The sequence below is a fragment of the Streptomyces sp. cg40 genome (assembly GCF_050320165.1).
GTDB lineage: Bacteria > Actinomycetota > Actinomycetes > Streptomycetales > Streptomycetaceae > Streptomyces > Streptomyces hokutonensis.
Genome location: NZ_CP190128.1, coordinates 4,547,169 through 4,569,457 on the forward strand (window position 1 = coordinate 4,547,169; position 22,289 = coordinate 4,569,457).

A 22,289-nucleotide genomic window follows, 5' to 3' on the forward strand; every position below is an offset into this window, starting at 1 on the left:
GGGCCCGAACCGGCCGTTGTCCGCCGGCGTGTGTCACGTCCCCGCCCACGCGCCCTAACACGGCGTGGACAAAACAAGCCCGGCGCCGGGAAGTCCCCCGTGACTTCCCGGCGCCGGGTTCCCCTGTAGACAGTGGCTATTCCGTGGCGATCGCGTTCAGCACGTTCATCCGCCCCGCCCGGAACGCCGGGATCAGAGCCGCGAACAGTCCCACGAACGCCGACCCCACGAAGACCGCGGAGATCGTCCCCCAGGGGATCTCCAGGACCTTCAGCCCCTCCAGCGCGAGGAGCTGCTGGGCCGTGGCCCCCCAGCCCATCCCCAGGCCGAGGCCGAGCAGCGCTCCGAAGAGGGCGATCACGACCGACTCCATGCGGATCATCCGGCGGAGCTGGCGGCGGGACATGCCGATCGCTCGCATGAGGCCGATCTCGCGGGTCCGCTCGACGACCGACAGGGCCAGCGTGTTCACGACACCCAGGACCGCGACGATGATCGCGAGGGCGAGAAGGCCGTAGACCATGTTGAGGAGCTGGCCGATCTGGTCCTTCAGTTCCTGCTTGTAGTCGGTCTGGTCGCGCACCTGGTACTGCGGGTAGGGCTCCATGGCCTTCTTCAGGGCCGCGTACGCCTGCTTCTCCTGGCCGTCCTTGGCCTTGGCGAACATGATCTCGTTCGGCGGGACCCTGTTCGCGGGGAGGTACTTCTGCATCGTGGCGATGCTGGTGTACCGCGCGCCCTGGTCGATGGCGACGTCGTCGTCCGTGATGGCGGCGACCTTCAGCTTCGCCGTCGAGCCGCCCTTGAAGGCGACGCTGATCGTGTCGCCGACGTGCACGCCGTGCTTCTTGGCGTACTTGGAGCCGACGGACATCGAGTTGGTGCCGTAGGCGGCGGACAGTTCGCCGGCCGTGGTGGCGCGGCGCAGGTCCTGGGCGTAGGACGGGTCGGCGGCGGTGATGCCGTCGGTGTCCTTCTGGCCGTCGGGCGAGGTGAGGGTGGCGTCGAGGTCCTTGTAGCGGGTGACGTGGACGAGGTCGGGTGCCTGTTCCATCGCCTTCTCCGCCTGCGGGACGATCCGCTGGTTGCCCTGGACGATGAAGTCGGCGCCGACGGACTTGTCCAGCTCGCTCGTCGCCGAGGCGACCATCGAGGAGCCGACCACCGACAGGCAGGCGACCAGCGCGAGGCCGATCATCAGGGCCGCACCCGTAGCACCCGTACGCCTGGGGTTGCGGAGCGCGTTGCGCTCGGCCAGGCGCCCCACCGGTCCGAAGGCCCGCAGGAGTACGACACTGATGACCCGTACGACCCCGTTGGCCAGCAGCGGGCCGATGATCACGAAGCCGATCAGCGAGAGCACGACACCCGCGCCGAGGACCAGCGAACCGTCCGTCGCCTTCTTCGCGGTGGCCGCCGCGAACAGGGCTGCCGCACCGGCGCCCGTCAGCACCAGGCCGATCAGGCCCCGCACCCAGCCCGCCTTGCCGTCGGCCGGCGTACCGGCGTCGCGCAGGGCGGCCATCGGGGAGACCTTGCCGGCGCGGCGGGCCGGGAGGTAGGCGGCGAGGATGGTGACGATCACGCCGAGGAGCAGGCCGAGCACCGGAGTCGTCCACTTGACCGTCAGGTCCCGCGTCGACAGGTCCATGCCCGCCGCGCTCATCAGCTTCATCAGGCCCACGGCGATGCCGACACCGGCGCCGACACCGAGGATCGAGCCGACGATCCCGAGCAGGGTCGCCTCGACCAGCACGGACCGGTTGACCTGCTTGCGGGAGGAGCCGATCGCCCTCATCAGGCCGATCTCGCGGGTCCGTTGGGCGACCAGCATCGAGAAGGTGTTGATGATCAGGAAGATGCCCACCAGGAACGCGATCCCGGCGAAGCCGAGCATGGCGTACTTGATGACGTTCATGAACTGGCCGACGCCCTGACGGTTCTCGTCGGCGTTCTCCTTGGCCGTCTGGATCTTGTACGTCCCCGTCGGGGTGAGGGTCTGGGCCACGTTCTGCTTGAGCTGAGTGTCGGAGACACCGCTCGCAGCCGTCACGCCGATCTGGGTGAACCGACCGGTGGCGCCCAGGAGTTCGCGCTGTGCGGTGGCGGTGTCGAAGTAGACGACGGCCGCACCGGGGTTGGTCACCTTGAAGGTGGCGATGCCGACGATCCGCGCGGTGAAGTCACCGGTCTGCGAGATGGTGCGCAGCGAGTCGCCCAGCTTCAGGTGGTGCTTGTCGGCGGTGTCGGCGTCGACCATGGTCTCGGTCGGGCCGCGCGGGGCGTGTCCGGAGGTGATCTCCATCGAACGCAGGTCGTTCTTCGTCCAGTTGCCCGCGATGGTGGGCGCACCGGTCGACGATCCCATGTTCTTGTTGGCGCTGTCGACGACGGTCACGTTCATCGAACTGACGGCGCCTTCAACGGACTTGACGCCCTGTGCCTTCGCCACCCGCGCGACCGTGGAGGCCGGCAGCGACTCGGGCAGTCCGTTCTGCGGGGTGCTGCCGTCGGCCTTGGCGGTCTTCGGCAGCACCGTCACGTCGGACGCGGTGGCCGCGAAAAGCTTGTCGAAGGTCGTGTTCATCGTGTCGGTGAACACCAGCGTGCCGCACACGAACGCCACCGACAGCAGCACGGCTATCGCCGAGAGCGCCATCCGCCCTTTGTGCGCGAAGAAGTTGCGCATCGAGGTCTTGAGGACGGTCATGACGTACGCCCCCGCGCGTCGAAGTCCTTCATGCGGTCGAGGACGGCGTCGGCGGTCGGCTTGAACATCTCGTCGACGATCCGGCCGTCCGCGAGGTACAGGACGCGGTCCGCGTACGAGGCGGCCACCGGGTCGTGCGTGACCATCACGATGGTCTGCCCGAGGTCGTCCACAGACCGGCGCAGGAAGCCCAACACCTCCGCTCCCGCACGGGAGTCGAGGTTTCCGGTCGGCTCGTCACCGAAGATGATCTCAGGCCGGGCCGCCAACGCCCTTGCCACGGCGACGCGTTGCTGCTGGCCGCCGGAGAGCTGGTTGGGGCGGTGCTTGAGCCGGCTCGACAGTCCGACCGTCTCCACGACCTGCGCCAGCCACCCCTTGTCCGGCTTGCGGCCGGCTATGTCCATGGGGAGGGTGATGTTCTCCAGCGCGTTCAGCGTCGGCAGCAGGTTGAACGCCTGGAAGATGAAGCCGATCCGGTCCCGGCGCAGCTGCGTGAGCTTCTTGTCCTTGAGGCCGGTGATCTCGGTCTCGTCGAGGTAGATCTGCCCGGAGGTCACGGTGTCGAGCCCGGCGAGGCAGTGCATGAGGGTGGACTTGCCGGACCCCGAGGGGCCCATGATCGCGGTGAACTGACCGCGGGCGATGTCCACGTCGACATGGTCGAGGGCGACGACGCGGGTCTCCCCGGCGCCGTAGGCCTTGACGACCTGCCGCGCCCGCGCGGCAACGGCCGTACGCCCTCCAGTACCCCCGTGCCTGGGAATGGTCACAGCCGATGTCACGGTATGTCTCCTAAGTCGGTCGGCGATTGAGCGTGCCGGTGTCCGGTCGATGCGTTTCAACTGGTTACGACGATGAGTCTGGCGGCGGGAGGGGGTCCGGCGCGCTGGTGCTCAGCGCAGTCTTTCCCGGGGGAAAACCCCACCCCCGGCGGTTCGGTCCCCCACCCCCCCAGCGGCATAAAGCCAGGTTAAGGACGACCCCTGGCCCTTCTCCTCCTCCGCCGGTACGAACCGTCCCCGGGCCGTAGTGGGGAGGCACCCCTAGGGGCTCTCCACCGCCGGGTGGAGTCGATCTCGGGGTCCGGTCCACCCACCGGCCCGTCCAGGTTTCCCCCTGACGCGACGTGAGGGTCAAGTGGGAGAGTGTCGTCCGGCAGATAGATGCAGGGGGAAGGAATCCGCGTGGGCAACACGGAAGCCGCGATACGTGAGGCCACCCGGGGAAGCGCACCCCAGAAGCGGGGAGCCGTCGTAGCGGCCCTCATGCTCGCGATGGCGCTGGCCGCCCTCGACTCCACCATCGTCTCCACGGCCGTACCGCAGATCGTCGGCGACCTCGGCGGCTTCTCCGTCTTCTCCTGGCTCTTCTCCGGCTATCTGCTCGCGGTGACGGTGACCCTCCCCGTCTACGGCAAGCTCTCCGACACCTTCGGCCGCAAGCCGGTGCTGATCACGGGCGCGGCGGTGTTCCTCGCCGGTTCGCTGCTGTGCTCGGTGGCCTGGAGCATGGGCGCGCTGATCGCGTTCCGTGTCGTACAGGGCCTGGGCGGCGGGGCGTTGCAGGGCACGGTCCAGACCCTGGCCGCCGACCTGTACCCGCTGAGCGAACGCCCCAAGATCCAGTCGAAGTTGTCCACGGTGTGGGCGGTGTCGGCCGTCGCGGGCCCGGGGGTGGGCGGCCTGCTCGCCGCGTACGCCGGCTGGCGCTGGATCTTCCTCGTCAACCTCCCTGTCGGAGCAGTGGCGTTGTGGCTGATCGTCCGCCACCTCCACGAACCGCGGCGCACCCGCACCTCCCGCCCGCGCGTCGACTGGGCGGGCGCGCTGGCCGTGTTCGCGTGCGGAGGCGTCCTGATCACGGCCCTGGTGCAGGGCGGGGTGGCCTGGCCCTGGCTCTCGGCTCCCTCAATCGCCTTGTTCGGTACGGGACTTGCGCTGGCCGGAGTCGTCGTGGCGATCGAGCGCCGGGCGGCGGAGCCGATCATCCCCGGGTGGGTGTGGCGCCGCCGTACGATCGCGGCCGTCAACCTGGCCCTGGGCGCACTGGGGTTGCTCATGGTGGCGCCGAGCGTGTTCCTGCCGACGTACGCGCAGTCGGTGCTCGGCCTGGCCCCGGTGGCGGCCGGATTCGTGCTCTCCGTATGGACGTTGAGCTGGCCGGTGTCGGCGGCGCTCAGCCAGCACGTGTACCGGCGGATCGGTTTCCGCAACACCGCGATGCTCGGGATCGGGACGGCCACGCTGATCCTGTTCGCGTTCCCGTTCCTGCCGTATCCGGGCGCGGCCTGGCAGCCGATGGTGTTGATGCTGCTGCTCGGCGCGGCCCTCGGCCTCTTCCAACTCCCCCTGATCGTCGGGGTGCAGTCGACGGTGGGATGGGAGGAGCGGGGCGTGACGACCGCGTCCGTCCTGTTCTGCCGCCAGACCGGGCAGACGATCGGCGCGTCGGTCTTCGGGGCGGTGGCCAACGGGGTGTTGGCGTCCCGGCTGGGCGGCGCGGGCGATCTGGACTCGGTGACACGGGGGTTGGACGGGGGTGCGGTGCCGGAGGCGACGCGGCGGGCTGTCGCGGACGCGGTGCACGCGGTGTACGTGGGGGCGGGGATCGCCGCCGCGGCGGCCTTCCTGGTGCTGCTGTTCCTGGCGCCGCGGCGCTTTCCTGTGCTCAAGGAGCAGTGAAGACCTTCGCGACGAGCACCCTGACCTTGCCGTCGGGATAGGCCCCCCGGCCCCGGCGGACAGGTCTTGCGGTGAAGGCCACACGTGCGCCGGAGCCCACCCGGTCAACTCGGGCAACACCGGTGGTCAGCAGGCATTGACAAGGCAAGCGCATACCAACCGCCCAGTTCGGCGAAAAGCACCCACACCCCCCAACCGGCGAGTAACATGCGTGACCCGCTCCGCCCAACTCCCTGCGGTCCGCCGCCACGGACCCGAGCCACGCAAGGAGCACGGGATGTCCTACGACCCGTACCCTCCGCATGATTCATCCGCCCCGCACGACCCGTACGACCCGCACACCCCGTCCCCGTACGACCCCTACCCGCCGCACGGTCGGCACGCCCCGTACCCGTACGACCGGCGTGCCCCGCACACCCCGTCCCCGCCGCACCTGACCTACCCCTGGCAGCCACCCCCGCCCCCACCCGAACGCCGTCGCCCGCCCCGTCGTCCCGCCCTCGGCAGCCACCGGGATCTGCGCGTCCTGCGCGGCGCGTACCGGCGGCAGCGGCGCGTGGCGAGTCTCACCGCGCTCGGTTACTTCTGCCTGTTCCTGACCCTGTCCGCGTTCGCGCCGCCGCTGATGTCCAGCACCGTCGTCGCGGGCGTGCCCACCGGGCTGCTGCTCGCGCTGCTCCAACTGCCCGTCACCTGGCTGGCGATAGCCCTCTACGAGCACACGGCCGCGCGGCGCGTGGACCCCCTCGCGGACCGCATCCGCAAGCAGGCCGAACTGGACGCCAGACGGGAGGCGGCACGATGACCGGCTTCCGCGACCCCGCGTCGCAGACCATGTCGCTCGTCGCCTTCACCACCGTCGCCACCCTCACACTCCTGCTGTGTGTGATGACCGGGCCCGACCGCGACGACCTCGACGAGTTCTACACGGGGTACGGCTCCCTCTCGCCGCTGCGCAACGGCCTTGCCATAGCGGGTGATTACATCTCCGCGGCGAGTGTCCTGGGCACGGGCGGGGTGATCGCCCTGTACGGCTACGACGGGGTGGTACTGGCGCTGAGCACCGCGCTGTCGCTGATGCTGCTGATGTTCCTGCTGGCCGAACCGCTGCGCAACGCGGGCCGGTTCACGATGGGCGACGCGTTGGCCCGGCGGATGCCGGAGCGGTCCGTGCGGATGGTCGCGTGCGCGGTGACCATCATCGCGCTGCTGCCACTGATGCTGGTCCAACTCGCGGGCGCGGGCCAGCTGTTGGCGTTCATCCTCGGCTTCTCCGGCGACTCGCTCCAGACCGGCTGCATCATCGGCCTGGGGGTGCTGATGATCAGCTACGCGGCGATCGGCGGCATGAAGGGCACCGCGCTCATCCAGATCCTGAAGATCGTGATGCTGCTCGGTTCCGGAGCCGTGATCACTGTGCTGATACTGAACCGCTTCCACTGGGACCTGGGCGCCTTCTTCGACACGGCGGCGCGCCGGAGCGGGACCGGAACGGCCTTCCTGCACTCGGGACTCGAGTTCGCCTCAGGCCCAAGTCCCCGGCTGGACATGATCAGTTCGCAGCTGACCGTCGTCCTCGGGGGCGCCTGCCTCCCGCACATCACGATGCGCATGTACACCGCGTCGAGCGCCCGGCAGGTGCGGCGGTCGATGTCGTGGGCGGTGTCGAGTGTCGCGCTGTTCGTGGTGATCGTGACGGTCGTCGGGTTCGGGGCCACGGCGCTGCTCGGGCGGGCGGCGATCGCGCGGGCCGACGCGCAGGGCAACACGGCGTATCTGCTGGGCTCGCGGGCGGTGTTCGGGGCGGACGTCTCGACGGCGGAGACCCTGCTGTTCACCGCCGTCACCACGGCCGTGTTCCTGACCCTGCTCGCCTCGGTCGCCGGGATGATCCTCGCCTGCGCCAACTCCCTTGCCCACGACGTCTTCGCGGCCCGCGTCGAGGAGATGCCGGTCCGTCGCGAGATGACGCTGGCCCGCTACTCGGCACTGGCGGTGGGCGTCCCGGCGATCGTGCTCGCCACGCTCGTCCAGCACCGGGGCCTGCAACCCCTGGTGACACTGTCGTTCTGCCTGGGCGCCTCGGCCATAGCGCCCGCCCTCGTCTACAGCCTCTTCTGGCGCCGCTACACGCGAACGGGCCTGCTCAGCACGCTCATCGGCGGCACGCTCGGCGTGCTGCTGCTGATGCCGGGCACCAATCTGGTCTCCGGTTCGCCGGCCGCCGCGTTCCCGGGCGCCGACTTCAACTGGTTCCCGTTCACGACCACCGGGCTCGTCACCATCCCACTCGGCTTCCTCTGCGGGTGGCTCGGCACGGTCGCCTCGGGGCGGAAGAAGGAAGACGAACAGCGCAGGCGGTACGAGGCGATGGAGGGCTGGATCCTGGCGGGCGCGGTACGGAGGGGCGAAGGGTGACCGGTACGCGAAAGCGGAGGGTGGCCATTACGCGAAAGCGGAGGGTGACCGGTACGCGAGGCGGAGGATGACCGACGAAAAAGCTTCGCGTGACCGGCGCCATAGCCGTGCATGACTCGTTCTTTGCCGCACCACCACCCCGACTCCCACTGTTCACCGCTCCTTTTCAGACTCTGCACGTCCGAGCGTGAAGGTCCCTGCATTTCAGCGGGAGTTGAACATGAGCCACGGCCACAGTCACGGCGACCACGGTCACCACCACCATCACCACCACACGGACGGGGACGCCGGCTCGCTGCCGCCCGCCCTCGACACATCCATCCCGGACGCCGAGTTGACGCCCAGTCAGCTCTCGCGAAGAGGCATGCTGCGCCGAACCGGCCTGCTGGGCGCGGGACTCGCGGCGGGCAGCGTGCTCGCCGGCGCGGGGGAGGCAGCCGCGTCGGTGCAGCAGAGCCCGGCCAAGTCGTCGAAGGGCAACGGCGGTTACCTGTGGCTGGCCGGCGACCACCACATCCACACGCAGTACAGCAGCGACGCCAAGTACCGCGTCATCGACCACGTACGCCAGGCGAACGCGCACGGCCTGGACTGGATGGTCATCACCGACCACGGCAGTGTCGCGCACGCCAAGATCGGTGTGGAGAAGGTCAATCCGGACATCGTCGACGCCCGTGACAAGACCGACGACACCCTCGTCTTCCAGGGCCTGGAGTGGAACATCCCGGGCGCCGAGCACGGCACGGTGTTCGTGCACCCCGGCGCAGGCGAGGTAGCCGTACTGAAGGAGTTCGAGAACTCCTTCGACGGCAGCGTCAACAACGCGAGCGGCAACTCGCCCGCCAACGAGGCCCTCGCCATCGCGGGTGTCAACTTCCTGGCCGACCAGGTCCGCCGCCGCAAGGTCAAGGACGCGCTCTTCCTCGCCAACCACCCGGCGCGCAAGGGCATCGACTCCCCGCACGAGATCCGCGGCTGGCGCGACGCGCAGCCCACGATCGCGGTCGGCATGGAGGGCGCCCCCGGCCACCAGGCGGGCGGCATCCCCAAGCCGAACGGCCCGGGCAGCGGACGCGGCATCTACGACAACAGCCCCAGCGCCGACTCGTTCGCCGGTTACCCGCTGGAGAGTTACCGCACCTGGGGCGGCTTCGACTGGATGACGGCCACGGTCGGCGGCCTGTGGGACAGCCTCCTCGCCGAGGGCAAGCCCTGGTGGATCACCGCCAACTCCGACTCCCACAACGTGTACGCCGACACAGCCGTGCGCGGCCCGGGCGGCGACTTCAACGCCAACGGCCGCTACGAGGACCCCGTCTACGGCACGGGCATCAGCCTCACCGACACCGACTTCTGGCCCGGCCAGTACTCCCGCACGCACGTCGGCGCGGCCTCCTTCTCGTACAAGGCGGTCATGGACGGCATCCGCGCGGGCCGCGTCTGGGTCGACCACGGCGGCCTGATCAGCGGCCTCGACGCCCGCCTGGTCTCCGGTGGCCGCGAGGTCACGCTCGGCAGCGCACTGCACGTCCGCCGCGGCGCCCAGGTCGACCTGGTCATCCGCATCAGCCTGTCCAACGGCCCCAACTGGGCCCAGTTCCAGCCCTCGTTGGCCCGCGTCGACGTCATCCAGGGCGATGTCACGGGACCGGTCGCGGACAAGGACACCTTCTCCACCCCCACCACGAAGGTCGTCAAGTCCTTCGCGGTGGACAAGTCCACCGGCACCGTCCGCCTCACGTACTCCCTCGGCCGCCTCGACAAGCCGGTCTACGTCCGCCTGCGCGGCACCGACGGCAACCGCTCCGCCGTGGGCGCGGGCGGGGCGGCCGTAGACCCCGTAGGCCCCGCGATGGACGTCCTCGGCGACGCCGACCCGTGGAAGGACCTCTGGTTCTACTCCAACCCGATGTGGGTCCTCCCCGCATGACCACGTCCTACGACCCGTCCGGCGTCCACCCCGTCCTCGGGGTGGACGCCGGCACGACGACCCTCCGCGAGGCCGACCACCTCATCCACGACCTCGCCGCCACCCTCGCACTCCCCCCAGGGACGGTCGCCTGCACCCACCTGATCCGGACGGACGCGCGCCGGGGGACGGCCGTATCGCTGGAGTTGCCGGACACCGAATCGGCGGAGGAAGCCCGCCGCCGGCTCGCGGAAGACCCGAGCACTCCCCTGGGCAACCACGAAGCCGCCGCCCACGCAGCCACCGAACACACCGCCCGCCGCTCGGGCCGCGCAGTCCTCTTCCCGGGCGCGGAACACCTCACGGGGACGATCACCGTGGCCGACCTGCTGGAACGGACGGCCATCGACGGGGTGATCGTGGTGGGCGCCACATCGGGCGACGCCCCGGACCCCGCCACACCGGTACACACCCAGGATCACGTACGACCGGAATGGCGCGAGGGACGACTGGTGCTGGCCCTGGTTCCGGCGGCGGGCAACACCCTGGCTCCCTTCGAGGTCTCCAACCCGACGCCCTGTTGCTCCGATCACACCAACTAACCCAGGGGCGCGGGGAACTGCGCGACCAGCCCCCCACCGGCCCGCAGACGACCACAACCGCGCCCCCCGTCACTCAGCCGGCGCCCGCCCCGTAAGCGCAGTCAAACTGCTCCGCACGTGATCCATGTGCGCCTGCACGTCATCCCACGTCTCCCCGTGCTCACGCAGCACCCGTTCCGTGTCACGGGCGATCCGCTCCGCCCGCACCCGCGCCTCCGCGACCACCTCGGCCGCCCGCTCGGCCGCCTCCTCCTGCCGCCGCCGGTCCGACAACTCGGCGTCGGCGAAGGCCTGTTGAGCCTCGGCGAGCGCCACCTCCGCACGGGCCACCCGCTCGGCGCACCGGGCGTCCACCGCGGCCGCCCGCTCCTCCGCGGAGCGTTCCGCCTCGGCCCAGCGCTCGGCGTGTTCCTTGGCCTGCTCGCCCAGCATCGCGGCGGTGCGCTGCCGTACCTCGCGCAACGCGGCGAGCGCCTCCGTGCGCCCCTCCTTCACCTCGCGCCGGGCGCCGATCCGGAGGTCGTCGGCCTCGGCGCGGGCCGCGAGGAGCCGCTGCCGGGCGCGTTCCTCCACCTCCGCGCGGAGCGCGTCCGCGTGTTCCCGCGCTTCCTGGAGTACGCCGGCGGCGCGCACCTCGGCCCGCGCGACCTCTTCGCGCGCCGAACGCCGCGCGGACTCCCGTACGGCGGCGGCTTCTTCCTCCCCCAGCTGGAACAGCCGGCGCGCCCGCTCCCCGAGCGTCTCGTACGTCTGCGGGGCGAGCCCTGCCACCGTCTCGCGCAGCCGCTCGGCCTCCGCCTCCATGTCCCTGGCCAGTACGGTCAGCCGCGCGGCCCGCTCCCACGCGGCGTCCCGGTGCCGCGAGAGCCCGGCCGCGTACGCGTCCACCTGGGCGGGGCGGTAGCCGCGCCCCCGTACTGCCACGAAGCCACGTGGCGACACCGATGCGCTGCTCATCCTGGAACCCCTCTCCACCCGACGGACACGAAATGATGATTTCGCGCATATCTTGATGGATGAGACATAAGGGTTCATAACGCGACACTCCGGGTGTGGGTCACGGGTATCACGCATGCAAAAAGGGGCGGGACCCGGTCGTCCGACCAGGCCCCGCCCCTCCGCTTCGCTCAGCGACCGGCTCCTACAACAGCCCGTCCCACATCTGCTCCAGCAGCACCGACCACCAGCTCTCCGGCGAACCGAGCGCCGCCGGGTCCAGCGAGGCGAGCTGCGCCTGGAAGTCGACGGTCCACCGGCCCGCCTGCTCCTGGTTGAGCCCGTACCGCAGTCGCCACATCCGGCCGAGCAGCGCCAGACAGCGCGCGAACTCGGGCAGCCCCGTGTTCACGAACTGCGGCGGTACGGAGGCACCGCCCGGCCCCGCCTCCACGGGTACGGCGACGATGTTGGCCGTGCCGTACTGGACGCAGATCGCCTTGCCGAAGTCGCTGCCCATGACGAGGTAGGAGCCCGCGTCGGCGGACGGCCGCACCCCGCGCTCCTGCGCGAGTTCGGCCAACGTCGGTACCGGGCGGCCCGGTTGGGCCTGCGCCCAGAAGAACGGACCCATGTCCATCGGCAGCCCCGCCGCGACCAGCGTGTGCGCGACGACCGGCGGCACGCCCTGGCGGGACACCGCCGCCTGCTCGAACCGGAACACTCCCGGCCCGAACGCGCCCGCCAGTTCCTGCGCGATCGCCTCCGGCGGGATCGGCGGTGTCGGCTGCACCTGCGGCAACGGCGCCCGCACCGGGGCGAGTCGGGCCGGCCCGTCCGCCACCTGGTGCAACTCGCCCTGGTGCGCGATGAGTTCACGCATCCCCTGCTGCCGGCTCGCGTGATCCGTGCCGTACGGCGCGATGCTGGCGATGCGGGCCTGCGGCCACTGTTCGCGGATCATCCGCGCGCAGTACGCGCCCGGCAGCTCGCAGGACTCCAACTCCGTGTGCAGTTCGAGGACTTGGTCCGGCGGGATGTTCAGGCCGCGCAGCTCGTGGAAGATCTGCCACTCCGGGTGCGGTGTCCCCGGCGCGGACCGCCGGATCACCTGCTGCTCGGAACCGTCCGGCGCGCGGTACCGCAACACGGCCTGATAGCCCGGTCCCACGGTCGGCTGCCCCTGCTGCGGATAGCCGTAGGCGGGCTGCTGCTGACCGGGGAACGGCTGACCGGGCGCGGGGTGCCCGTGACCGGGCGCCTGCTGTCCCGGGGGCGGCGGCATCGCACCCGGCGGCATCGGCTGCGGCGGGGCACCCGGAGGCATCCCCGGAGCGCCCAACGCACCGGGCGCGCCCGGGAATTGCGGCGCCGGAGGAGCACCGGGTCCACCCGCCGGAGGCCCGGCCAGCATGGTCTCCGCGTGATGCACGGCACCGGGAGCACCGCCCTGCGGGGCGGAAGCACCAGGGGTACCCGGAGTACCAGGGGTGTACGGCGGCGGAGGCGTGCCGGGGCCACCGGGGGCCTGCGGCTGTTGCGGGGCACCGGGCATGCCTGGGGCTCCGGGCGCACCCGGCGGCTTGGGCGCACCCGGAGCACCGGGAACGCCAGGGGCACCCGGCGGCTGCGGCGCGCCCGGCCCCGCGGGCCCACCCTGACCGGGATCGGCGAACATCGTCGCGGCCTGGTGAACCCCACCCGGAGGCGGACCCCCGGGAGTACTGGGGGCACCCGGACCGGCCGCCCCGTCCGGACCGAGTCCCGGAACCATCTGCGTCGGCACATACCCGCCCGCGGGCGGCGGAGGCGGAGGCGGCCCGGCAGGCGAAGCACCCGGTCGCGCACCCGGCGTCCCCGGGGCCCCCGGCGGAGGCGGCGGGTTCGAACCACCGCTCCGCGCCCGGCGCGGCGGAGGCGCCGCCTTGCTGGTGGCCGCGTCGGCGATGTCCCCGGCGTTGGGCGCGAGCCCCCGCCCCGGCGCACCGGGACTCCCAGGAGCATGCGGCACGTTCCCCGCACCGCCCGGCCCCTGGGGATACCCGTAGGCCGAGGGATCGGCCCCGGGCCCACCCTGCGGACCACCGGGAGCGGGCGTACCGGGCGCACCCGCCCCCTGCGGGTACCCGTACGACGACGAACCGGCCTCCGGCCCACCCTGCGGACCGCCCGAGGGCGACGCGCCGGGAGCACCGGGAGCACCCCCCCCTTGCGGGTACCCGTACGACGACGAACCGGCGCCCGGCCCACCCTGCGGACCACCGGAAGGCGACGCACCAGAACCCCCCGGAGCACCGGGAGCACCCGGCCCCTGGGGATACCCGTACGACGACGAACCGGGCGCCCCCTGCGGACCAGGCGCTCCCTGCGAACCGGGCCCACCCGGAGCCTGAGCCCCAGCCCCAGCCCCCTGGGGATACCCGTACGACGACGGAGGCGGCGGCGTACCGCCGGCGGCACCAGGGCCACCGCCGGGTCCACCCCCCGGCCCCCGTGAACTACCCGCTCCCCCACGGGCGTTGCCATCCCCCAGCGCCGACGCGACTGCCGTGGGCGGGAGTTGGCTGCCGCCGGACATCAGCGCGGTCTCGGCGTCGGCCGGGGTCTCGTCCTCGCGCTGCTCGCTCAGCGGCGGTGCGAACACGGTCGCGGGCAGCGGTACCGAACGGTCCTCGCCGGCATCGGCGTTGGTGTCGGTCCCCGCCCACGGCGTGGCCCCGGCGGGCACTCCGGGCGCGCCCGGCGCCTCGGCGCCCCCACCGGCATCCGGCCAGGCAGAAGCGGCCGGCACCCCGGCCTGAGTCTCCGGCAGCGAACCAGAACGCGAGCCCGCCAACGGCCCCGAAGGCGAACCGGCCGACGGCGACGAGGGCGAAGGCGCAGCCGAGCCCGAGCCCCCAACACCCGCCCCCGCACCCGCACCCGACGTTCCGGCCCCCCGCCGATCCTGAATCCCGATCTTGTCCGCCGCCTCCTGCAACCACTCCGGCGGACTCAGCAGGAACGACGTCTGGTTGAGGTCCACTCGCGCGGGAGCCGCGGGCACCGCGTCGGCGACCTCGTCGGGACGGCCGTACTCCTCCTCGTAGCGGCGGATGACCTCACCCACCGGAAGGGCGGGCCACAGCGTGGCCTCGCCGCTGTCGCGGGCGAGGACCAGTCGCTGCCCGCCGCCGTCCGAACGCGGACCGTCGGCGCGGTCCTCGGCCCAGGCCACGAAGCCGAGTTCGAACTCCCTCACCCGCACCTCGCGGTGCTGGTACGCGGGCACGTCCCCGTTGATCCATTCCTCGGCGCGCTCCTGCGCCTGCGCGAAAGTCACCATCGTGTCGCTCACTCCCCCACCGCGGCGGCCGAAGACACCGGCACCGATCGCGCGAACCCGCCGTCCACCATCAGGTTCGCCACCGTCTCCAACTCCGGTGGATTTCCCGCGAGTCGGCCCAGGAACTGGTCGAAGTCGCCGCCCACGGGCAGCAACAGCCGCTCCACCCGGTCGGCCGGCGCCCAGGACGGGTCGACGTCGCGGGCGTCGTCGTAGGCGCAGAACCAGACCGAACCGAGCGCCGCACCCTTCACCTTCACCGCGAGCAGGCCGCCCTGGACGAAGCCGACGGCGAGGTAGTCCTTGGTGAGGTGGTCGCGGAGGCATTTGTTGACGTAGACGAGGTCGTTGACGGCCGCCTCGTCGCGGACCGTGAAGAACGGCTGGTCGAGCAGGAGACCCAACTCGGCGTCCAGCGCGGTGCCGATGGGCGCGCTCCCGCCGGCCGCCTTGAGGAACGACCGGTAGGCGCCCGGGAGTCGGTAGCCGAGGTCCTCCTCGACACCCTGCACCTGCGCCTCGGTCACCGCGAGCGAGGACTTCGGCAGGCCGAAGTGCGCGGGGCGGGTCTCCTGGAGCGGGCGGGTGCCGCGCTTGTTGTGGTCGACGGCCGCCGTGGCGATCCCGCCGTGGTGGCGCAGCAGCGCCTTCACCTCGACGGGTACGAGTTCGAGGCGCCGGGTGCCGACCACGTGGTGCCAGGTCCAGCCGTGCGGGGTGGCCACGGCGGGCACGGTGTCCCACAGCTGGTGCCCGGACGCGGCCAAAGCGGCATTCGCCGACACATAATCCGTCAGGCGCAGTTCATCGACGCCGAAGCCCTCCGGGGGCTCGGCGATCTCGGCCGCGGCGCGCGCGTACGGCGAGAAGTCGGGGTAGCCGTGCTCGTCCATCCGCACCCCTCTCGGGTGACGGGCCGCCCGGACCGGGTCCGGGAAGTGCACGACCTGCCCGGCGTAGGCCGCGTTCGGTGGCGCGGCTCGCTGCCCGAGCCGACCTGTCGTCATGGCGGTTGCCCCCTGCGGCATTCAGTACGATTCACAGCAGGCGAATGTCCAACTCGCCCCACTGTGCCCCGTATCGACTGTCTCGTCTTCTTGACGTATTCGTTCGACTGTCTCCACGCGTCGACCGCGTGGATCGCGGTGCGGACAGCCTATGCGGTACGGCGGCACGGGTCACCGGCAGCGGTCGCCGACCCCCCTCACCGGACCTTCACTTCCGTGACCTGCCGTCACCCCGCCGTGACAGCCCGCCGAAGCCCTGGCGTGTCGGACCGCCCCAGCTTCCGCACCAGCCACGGCATTTGGCACTCTGAGACCCGCCGGGGGATGCTCGGGAGGGGATGACGATCATGAACGCGACGCAGACGGGACCGCACACCGGGGCGCACACCGGGCCTTCGGGCGACCCCAGGGTCGGCTGGAGCGCCACCGAGGGACGGCACGCACCCGCCCTCAACCACCGCCGTGACGGCATACTTCCGACCGTCGCCGCCGCCCTCTCCGTACGCGGCGCGACCACCCTCACCGGCACCGCGGCGCGCGGCGACCAGCCGCCCGCCCTGCACCCACTGGTACAGGACTTCCTCGACACCCTCACCAGCGCCCAGCGCGACCGTTTCACCGGCCGCTGCGCCGAGGCGATCCTGATCTCCCGCCACATCGCCGCCGCCGACGCCGAGCGCAGCAGGCGCGCCGCGCGCAAGCCGATGACCAACGGCGAGGCCCGCAAGACCCTCAAGCAGGCCAAGCTCACCGCCCGCCGCATCCGCGAGGACGGCGACCCCCTGCACGGCAGCTTCGCGGCACCGTGCCGGGCCTGCGCAGCCCTCAGCGCCCACTTCGGCGTCCGCATCGTGGACCCCGCGACGGAAACCGGCTGACACCCACCCCCCACTCACCACCACGCAGCACCACCGCACCACTCCCACGCCGCCGACGATCGAAGGGCAGATGCACCCCGACCGCCACTCCCACTCCTCCACGCGCTTCGCCGTACCCGTCGACGCCGCCCTGCGCGCCGCCGGCTGGCAGCCCGGCCGCTGGGACATAAAGCAGGCCGAGATCTGGGCGGACACCCTGCGCGACCACACCTCGCCCGCCGGCCACCAGCACGCCGTGTTCCCGGCAGCGGTGGAGGCATGGGCCGAGTTCGGCGGCCTGCGCATCGCACCCACCGGCCCCGGCCGCCAGATCGCCCCCGCCGCCCTCCACCTGGACCCGCTGCACGGCCTCCACATGGCCCGCACTCTCGGCGACCTCGGCCGCGCCCTGGACACCGACGTCAGCCCCCTGGGCGAGGAACCCGACACCCAGTCCCTCCTGGCCATCGACGCCGAGGGCCGCGTCTACGCCCTGGACCACACCGGCGACTGGTACCTGGGCCAGGACATCGACCAGGCCCTGACCGCCCTGGTCTCAGGCATGGAGCCGGTACGCCTCACAGCGGGCTGAGCCGAACGGACGGCAGGCACCCCGGGACGGCCGTCAGCCGCGTACGGCGCGAAGGTGACGTGTCGGGGGGTGTCCGCCCGCAGCGGTTGGCGCGTCAACACCCTCAAATTCTTGCGAGACCGATTCCGCGCCGTTCCGAGGACGGACACCCCCCGACACGGCACCGACCCACCACAAACCGCAGGCGAACGACCCGACCTCAGACAGCCGGAATAACCGCCGAAACCCGAAACCCACCGGCATCAGTGGGCCCGGAAACAAACACCCCACCCAACGCGAGCACCCGCTCCCGCATCCCGACCAGCCCGTTCCCCCCGGACGGCAGCCGGGCCGCCGAGGCGGACGCAGGCTCGGGCGGCGGTTCGTTCTCGACCTGCATCGCGATCTCCGACACCCGGTGCGCGAGCCGTACGTGCGTCTTCGCACCGGCCGCGTGCTTGTGGACGTTGGTCAACGCCTCCTGCACCACCCGGTAAGCGGTCTGCTCGATCTCAGCCGCGTACGACCGGGTCTCACCCTCCACGGACAGATCGACGGCCATCCCGGCGGCGGCGGACTGCCCGAGCAACTCGTCCACGTCCGACAGACACGGCCCGTCGCCCCCACCCTCGTCGTCCACAACCCGCGAGGCCGCAGCGGCGGCGGCCACCCCCACCGCGACCAGCGGCACAGCGGACCGCTCCCGCGCACCCGCACCCGCGCCCGCGCCCACCCCGTCCCCGCTCCGCAGCACCCCGAGCATCTCCCGCAGCTCGGTCAGCGCCTGCCGCCCCATGTCCCCCACGAGCGCCGCGTTCTTGACGGCCTTCTCCGGATCCTTCCGGGCCACGGCCTGCAAGGCAGCCGCATGCACGACCATCAGACTCACCCGATGCGCCACGACGTCGTGCATCTCGCGAGCGATCCGCGTCCGCTCCTCGCCCCGCGCCCACTCGGCCCGCTCCTCGGCCCGCTCCGCGAGAAGCTGCAACTCCCGCTCCAGGCTGTCGGCCCGCTCCCGGAGGCTCTCCATCAACCGCCGCCGGGCACCCACGTACATCCCGAGCAGCACGGGCGGCGCGGTCATCCCGACCGCGGTCGTAATGGAGGCGAACGGCACGAACCAGTCGCCGAGTTCCCAGGTCCCGCGCTGGGTGTCCTGCTTCACCCGCACGAACATGACGATCAGCATGCCGAGGAAGGACATCCCGGCCAGCGACCCGATGATCCGGCGCGGCAGCTCGGACGCGGCAAGCGTGTAGAGCCCGACGATGCCCATCAGGTAGCCCATCTGGGCCGGAGTGATGGCGATGGACACCAGCACCACGGCGATGGGCCACTTCCGCCGCACAACGAGCGTCGACCCGGCCAGCACACCGAACACGACACCCACGGCGGCCGGAACCCCCGCGTCGTGCGCGAACCGGACCCCCTCCGCCCCGCACTCCGCCGCGGAGCCGGCGGCGAGCCCCACGTCGAGTACCGCACTACGCCACCTTGTCCACCACCACGGCCCTCCCCGGCCCGTGGTGTGCTCTTCCCCCGTCGTGGTCATGCCTCCAGCCTACGGGCGCCGGGCCCCGGTTTTCCGTCGAGTTTCGACGAGTTGCCTACACCACTGCGCGTAATCGAACAATGACGAAACCGATCACCGCGGAGAAGTACCGTCGCACGGAGGGCATCCGGTACGGCATAGTGTTTGTTGCCCACTCGGCGACCAGGCTAAATGTCCGGTTCAAACGAGTTTGATCCCCCGTGGTGTAATTGGCAGCACCGTGGCTTTTGGTGCCATTTGTCCGGGTTCGAGTCCTGGCGGGGGAGCAAGAACAGACCACGAACTGAGCAACACCTGATCAACCCCCTCCCCCAGCAATCCTCTTCGGGCCCTGACAGCTCTGTCAGGGCCCACTCTCATGTCCCCCATGAAACGCCCCGGTATCCTGCGAATGTCCACCCCCCAGCATTCCGAAGCCGAAGGGCATACCCGTGAGCGCCATTCGCCCGGCAGCCGTCGTCGTACTCGCAGCGGGTGAGGGCACCCGTATGAAGTCGGCCACACCGAAGGTCCTGCACCAGATCTGTGGCCGCACCCTCGTCGGTCATGTGCTGGCCGCCGCCCGCGAGTTGGAGCCGGAGAACCTGGTCGTCGTCGTGGGCCACGCCCGCGAGCAGGTGACCGCCCACCTCGGCGAGACGGACCCCGGAGTGCGCACAGCGGTCCAGGCCGAGCAGAACGGCACCGGGCACGCCGTACGGATGGCGCTGGAGGAACTCGGAACCATCGACGGCACGGTCGTCGTCGTCTGCGGCGACACCCCCCTCCTCCGCGGCGCGACCCTGCGCGAGCTCACCGCGAACCACACCGCCGACGGCAACGCGGTGACCGTCCTGACCGCAGAGGTCCCGGACGCCACCGGCTACGGCCGGATCGTGCGCGACGGCGCCTCCGGCGCGGTGACCGCGATCGTCGAACACAAGGACGCCACCGACTCCCAGCGGGCGATCCGGGAGATCAACTCCGGGGTCTTCGCGTTCGACGGCCAGCTGCTCGCCGACGCCCTCGGCAAGGTGCGCACCGACAACAGCCAGGGCGAGGAGTACCTCACGGACGTCCTCGGCATCCTGCGCGAGGCCGGGCACCGCGTCGGCGCCTCCGTCGCGGGCGACCACCGCGAGATCGCCGGCATCAACAACCGCGTGCAGCTCTCCGAGGCCCGCCGCATCCTCAACGACCGGCTGCTGACCGAGGCCATGCTCGGCGGAGTCACCGTCGTAGACCCGGCGACGACCTGGATCGACGTCGAGGTCACCTTCGACCAGGACGCGATCGTCCACCCCGGCACCCAGCTCCACGGCACCACGCACATCGGCGAGGGCGCCGAGGTCGGCCCGGGCACCCGGCTGACGGACACCGTCGTCGAGGCGGGCGCCCGCGTCGACAACACCGTCGCCGTCAGCTCGCACATCGGCCCGGGGGCGTCCGTCGGGCCGTTCGCCTATCTCCGCCCCGGCACCCGGCTGGGCGCGAAGGGCAAGATCGGGACATACGTCGAGACGAAGAACGCGACGATCGGGGAGGGGACGAAGATCCCGCACCTCTCCTATGTCGGTGACGCGACGATCGGCGAGTACAGCAACATCGGGGCCGCCAGCGTGTTCGTCAACTACGACGGACAGGCAAAACATCACACCACCGTCGGGTCGCACTGCCGTACGGGGTCGGACAATATGTTTGTGGCACCTGTCACGGTCGGGGACGGCGCGTACACCGCCGCCGGCTCCGTGATCACGAAGGACGTGCCGCCCGGTTCGCTGGCCGTGGCCCGTGGCCAGCAGCGGAATATCGAGGGCTGGGTGGCGCGCAAGCGCCCCGGAAGCGCGGCGGCGAAGGCCGCGGAAACTGCTTCCCGCCAGGGCGAGAGCGAGAACTGACCGGAAACGGACGCGTCGAACACGGCGTACCGTGATAAACGCACACCCAGTTGAATGACCTCTGAGGAGACAGTGCTGTGACCGGGATCAAGACGACCGGCGAGAAGAAGATGATGTTCTTCTCCGGCCGCGCCCACCCCGAGCTTGCCAAGGAGGTCGCCCACGAGCTGGGTGTCGGGGTCGTCCCGACCAAGGCCTTCGACTTCGCGAACGGCGAGATCTACGTCCGCTTCGAGGAGTCGGTGCGCGGCGCGGACTGTTTCGTGATCCAGAGCCACACGGCCCCGATCAACCAGTGGGTCATGGAGCAGCTGATCATGATCGACGCCCTGAAACGCGCGTCGGCCCGCTCCATCACGGTGATCGTGCCGTTCTACGGCTATGCCCGCCAGGACAAGAAGCACCGCGGCCGTGAGCCGATCTCGGCCCGCCTGGTCGCGGACCTGATGAAGACGGCGGGCGCGCACCGCATCCTCACCGTCGATCTGCACACCGACCAGATCCAGGGCTTCTTCGACGGCCCGGTGGACCACCTCTTCGCCCTCCCGCTCCTCGCGGACTACGTAGGCGGCAAGGTCGACCGCAGCAAGCTGACCGTCGTCTCCCCGGACGCCGGCCGCGTGCGCGTCGCCGACCGCTGGTGCGACCGCCTCGGCGCGCCGCTGGCGATCGTGCACAAGCGGCGCGACAAGGACGTGGCGAACCAGGTGACCGTCCACGAGGTGGTCGGCGAGGTCAAGGGCCGCGTCTGCGTCCTGGTCGACGACATGATCGACACCGGCGGCACGATCTGCGCCGCGGCGGACGCGCTGTTCGCGCACGGCGCGGAGGACGTCATCGTGACGGCCACCCACGGCGTGCTCTCCGGCCCCGCGGCCGACCGCCTGAAGAACTCCCGCGTCAGCGAGTTCGTCCTCACCGACACGCTCCCCACCCCCGGTGAACTCGGCGCCGACCTCGACAAGATCACGGTCCTGTCGATCGCCCCGACCATCGCCAGCGCGGTCCGAGAGGTCTTCGAGGACGGCTCGGTCACCAGCCTCTTCGACGAACACTGACCCCAAGGGTCGTAGATCGATTTCTGATACGGCCTCCCCGCCGAGTAAGCTGCCCAAGTTGCTCGGCGAGGGAGGCCGTACCGATATCCAGGTGCGGCGGTCCGTTATCGACGCGCTCTTCGTAGCAGGCCGATGTTCGGCCGGGTGACCACCTTCCCCGACTTATCTACGAGGAGTGACCATGGCCGACGTCAAGCTCACCGCCGAGACCCGCACCGAGTTCGGCAAGGGTGCCGCCCGCCGTATCCGCCGCGAGAAGAAGGTTCCCGCCGTGGTCTACGGCCACGGTGTGGACCCGCTGCACGTCACGCTGCCGGGCCACGAGCTCCAGCTCGCCCTGCGTACCCCGAACGTCCTGCTGACCCTGGACATCGAGGGCAAGACCCAGCTCGCCATCCCGAAGGCCGTCCAGCGCGACGCCATCAAGGGCTTCCTGGAGCACGTCGACCTGCTCACCGTGAAGAGCGGCGAGAAGGTCACCGTCGAGGTCTACGTCCACACCGAGGGCGAGCTGGCCCCGGGCTCCTTCCTGCTGGAGCACGTGCTCAGCACGATCACCGTCGAGGCCGAGGCCACGCACATCCCCGAGTCGGTCACCGTGTCCATCGCGGGCCTGGAGGCCGGCGCCTCCATCGCCGCCAAGGACATCCCGCTGCCCAAGGGCACCACGCTGGCCATCGACGAGGACGCGGTCGTCCTCCAGGTGCTGGCCGCCCAGGCGGAAGAGGCGCCCGCCGACGGCGAGGCCGAGGCCACCGAGGCCTGATCCTCACCTTCATC

16 protein-coding genes and 1 tRNA gene are annotated in these 22,289 nt (G+C 71.1%); 11 read left to right on the top strand and 6 right to left on the bottom strand.

Annotated features, from left to right (window positions below; all coding sequences use genetic code 11):
* Positions 1–136 precede the first annotated feature (136 nt).
* Both ACQHII_RS20005 and ACQHII_RS20010 read right to left on the bottom strand, forming a co-directional pair.
* Complete coding sequence (locus ACQHII_RS20005) at positions 137–2,710, bottom strand: ABC transporter permease (RefSeq protein ID WP_427920577.1); 2,574 nt, start codon at positions 2,708–2,710, stop codon at positions 137–139.
* A complete protein-coding gene (locus tag ACQHII_RS20010) occupies positions 2,707–3,495 on the bottom strand; it encodes an ABC transporter ATP-binding protein (protein ID WP_093628593.1) in 789 nt (262 codons plus the stop codon). The genes ACQHII_RS20005 and ACQHII_RS20010 overlap by 4 nt, the downstream gene beginning before the upstream one ends.
* A gap of 381 nt (positions 3,496–3,876) precedes the next feature.
* Between ACQHII_RS20010 and ACQHII_RS20015 the strand changes: the two genes are divergently transcribed.
* From ACQHII_RS20015 to ACQHII_RS20035, 5 genes are all read left to right on the top strand, one after another.
* A complete protein-coding gene (locus ACQHII_RS20015; RefSeq protein WP_427920578.1) occupies positions 3,877–5,394 on the top strand; it encodes an MFS transporter in 1,518 nt (505 codons plus the stop codon).
* A gap of 277 nt (positions 5,395–5,671) precedes the next feature.
* Positions 5,672–6,199, top strand: a complete 528-nt coding sequence (locus ACQHII_RS20020; protein WP_427920579.1) for a DUF485 domain-containing protein — start codon at positions 5,672–5,674, stop codon at positions 6,197–6,199.
* A complete protein-coding gene (locus tag ACQHII_RS20025; protein WP_427920580.1) occupies positions 6,196–7,812 on the top strand; it encodes a cation acetate symporter in 1,617 nt (538 codons plus the stop codon). Before ACQHII_RS20020 ends, ACQHII_RS20025 begins: the two co-directional genes overlap by 4 nt.
* Before the next feature lie 220 nt (positions 7,813–8,032).
* Entirely contained in the window at positions 8,033–9,742 is a 1,710-nt protein-coding gene (locus ACQHII_RS20030) for a PHP domain-containing protein (protein ID WP_427920581.1), read from the top strand.
* Positions 9,739–10,323, top strand: coding sequence for a hypothetical protein (locus ACQHII_RS20035; RefSeq protein ID WP_427920582.1), 585 nt, complete (start codon positions 9,739–9,741; stop codon positions 10,321–10,323). The genes ACQHII_RS20030 and ACQHII_RS20035 overlap by 4 nt, the downstream gene beginning before the upstream one ends.
* Positions 10,324–10,392: 69 nt before the next feature.
* Here the strand turns inward: ACQHII_RS20035 and ACQHII_RS20040 are convergent, their stop codons facing one another.
* From ACQHII_RS20040 to ACQHII_RS20050, 3 genes are all read right to left on the bottom strand, one after another.
* The gene (locus ACQHII_RS20040) at positions 10,393–11,280 is read right to left on the bottom strand and encodes a cellulose-binding protein (RefSeq protein ID WP_427920583.1); all 888 of its coding nucleotides are present in this window, start codon (positions 11,278–11,280) and stop codon (positions 10,393–10,395) included.
* A 184-nt stretch (positions 11,281–11,464) separates the two neighbouring features.
* Positions 11,465–14,584 carry an SUKH-4 family immunity protein gene (locus ACQHII_RS20045; RefSeq protein ID WP_427920584.1) on the bottom strand — a complete coding sequence of 1,040 codons (3,120 nt, stop codon included), beginning with the start codon at positions 14,582–14,584 and terminating at the stop codon, positions 11,465–11,467.
* 8 nt (positions 14,585–14,592) lie between these two features.
* A complete protein-coding gene (locus ACQHII_RS20050; protein WP_427920585.1) occupies positions 14,593–15,591 on the bottom strand; it encodes an SMI1/KNR4 family protein in 999 nt (332 codons plus the stop codon).
* A gap of 338 nt (positions 15,592–15,929) precedes the next feature.
* Here ACQHII_RS20050 and ACQHII_RS20055 point away from each other — a divergent pair, with 338 nt between their 5' ends.
* The gene (locus tag ACQHII_RS20055; protein ID WP_427920586.1) at positions 15,930–16,469 is read left to right on the top strand and encodes a YwqJ-related putative deaminase; all 540 of its coding nucleotides are present in this window, start codon (positions 15,930–15,932) and stop codon (positions 16,467–16,469) included.
* 70 nt (positions 16,470–16,539) lie between these two features.
* Positions 16,540–17,040: an SUKH-3 domain-containing protein gene (locus tag ACQHII_RS20060; RefSeq protein WP_427920587.1), complete on the top strand. Its 501-nt coding sequence runs from the start codon at positions 16,540–16,542 to the stop codon at positions 17,038–17,040.
* Positions 17,041–17,239: 199 nt separating this feature from the next.
* On the opposite strand, the gene ACQHII_RS20065 is transcribed toward ACQHII_RS20060, so the two are convergent.
* A complete protein-coding gene (locus ACQHII_RS20065; RefSeq protein WP_427920588.1) occupies positions 17,240–18,574 on the bottom strand; it encodes a sensor histidine kinase in 1,335 nt (444 codons plus the stop codon).
* 194 nt (positions 18,575–18,768) lie between these two features.
* Here ACQHII_RS20065 and ACQHII_RS20070 point away from each other — a divergent pair.
* The 4 genes from ACQHII_RS20070 (at position 18,769) to ACQHII_RS20085 (ending at position 22,275) form a co-directional block, all read left to right on the top strand.
* Positions 18,769–18,840: transfer RNA gene (locus tag ACQHII_RS20070), tRNA-Gln, on the top strand.
* A gap of 165 nt (positions 18,841–19,005) precedes the next feature.
* Positions 19,006–20,451, top strand: coding sequence for a bifunctional UDP-N-acetylglucosamine diphosphorylase/glucosamine-1-phosphate N-acetyltransferase GlmU (glmU, locus tag ACQHII_RS20075; protein ID WP_427920589.1), 1,446 nt, complete (start codon positions 19,006–19,008; stop codon positions 20,449–20,451).
* Positions 20,452–20,528: 77 nt separating this feature from the next.
* The gene (locus tag ACQHII_RS20080; RefSeq protein ID WP_427920590.1) at positions 20,529–21,509 is read left to right on the top strand and encodes a ribose-phosphate diphosphokinase; all 981 of its coding nucleotides are present in this window, start codon (positions 20,529–20,531) and stop codon (positions 21,507–21,509) included.
* Positions 21,510–21,690: 181 nt separating this feature from the next.
* Positions 21,691–22,275, top strand: a complete 585-nt coding sequence (locus tag ACQHII_RS20085; protein WP_388102323.1) for a 50S ribosomal protein L25/general stress protein Ctc — start codon at positions 21,691–21,693, stop codon at positions 22,273–22,275.
* The last annotated feature ends 14 nt before the right edge of the window (positions 22,276–22,289 follow it).

Excerpts from the sequence above, each read along its gene's own strand:
- ACQHII_RS20005 (WP_427920577.1), bottom strand. The coding sequence starts at position 2,710 with ATGACCGTCCTCAAGACCTCGATGCGCAACTTCTTCGCGCACAAAGGG.
- ACQHII_RS20015 (WP_427920578.1), top strand. The coding sequence starts at position 3,877 with ATGCAGGGGGAAGGAATCCGCGTGGGCAACACGGAAGCCGCGATACGT.
- ACQHII_RS20020 (WP_427920579.1), top strand. The coding sequence starts at position 5,672 with ATGTCCTACGACCCGTACCCTCCGCATGATTCATCCGCCCCGCACGAC.
- ACQHII_RS20025 (WP_427920580.1), top strand. The coding sequence starts at position 6,196 with ATGACCGGCTTCCGCGACCCCGCGTCGCAGACCATGTCGCTCGTCGCC.
- ACQHII_RS20030 (WP_427920581.1), top strand. The coding sequence starts at position 8,033 with ATGAGCCACGGCCACAGTCACGGCGACCACGGTCACCACCACCATCAC.
- ACQHII_RS20035 (WP_427920582.1), top strand. The coding sequence starts at position 9,739 with ATGACCACGTCCTACGACCCGTCCGGCGTCCACCCCGTCCTCGGGGTG.
- ACQHII_RS20040 (WP_427920583.1), bottom strand. The coding sequence starts at position 11,280 with ATGAGCAGCGCATCGGTGTCGCCACGTGGCTTCGTGGCAGTACGGGGG.
- ACQHII_RS20045 (WP_427920584.1), bottom strand. The coding sequence starts at position 14,584 with ATGGTGACTTTCGCGCAGGCGCAGGAGCGCGCCGAGGAATGGATCAAC.
- ACQHII_RS20050 (WP_427920585.1), bottom strand. The coding sequence starts at position 15,591 with ATGACGACAGGTCGGCTCGGGCAGCGAGCCGCGCCACCGAACGCGGCC.
- ACQHII_RS20055 (WP_427920586.1), top strand. The coding sequence starts at position 15,930 with ATGACGATCATGAACGCGACGCAGACGGGACCGCACACCGGGGCGCAC.
- ACQHII_RS20060 (WP_427920587.1), top strand. The coding sequence starts at position 16,540 with ATGCACCCCGACCGCCACTCCCACTCCTCCACGCGCTTCGCCGTACCC.
- ACQHII_RS20065 (WP_427920588.1), bottom strand. The coding sequence starts at position 18,574 with ATGACCACGACGGGGGAAGAGCACACCACGGGCCGGGGAGGGCCGTGG.
- ACQHII_RS20085 (WP_388102323.1), top strand. The coding sequence starts at position 21,691 with ATGGCCGACGTCAAGCTCACCGCCGAGACCCGCACCGAGTTCGGCAAG.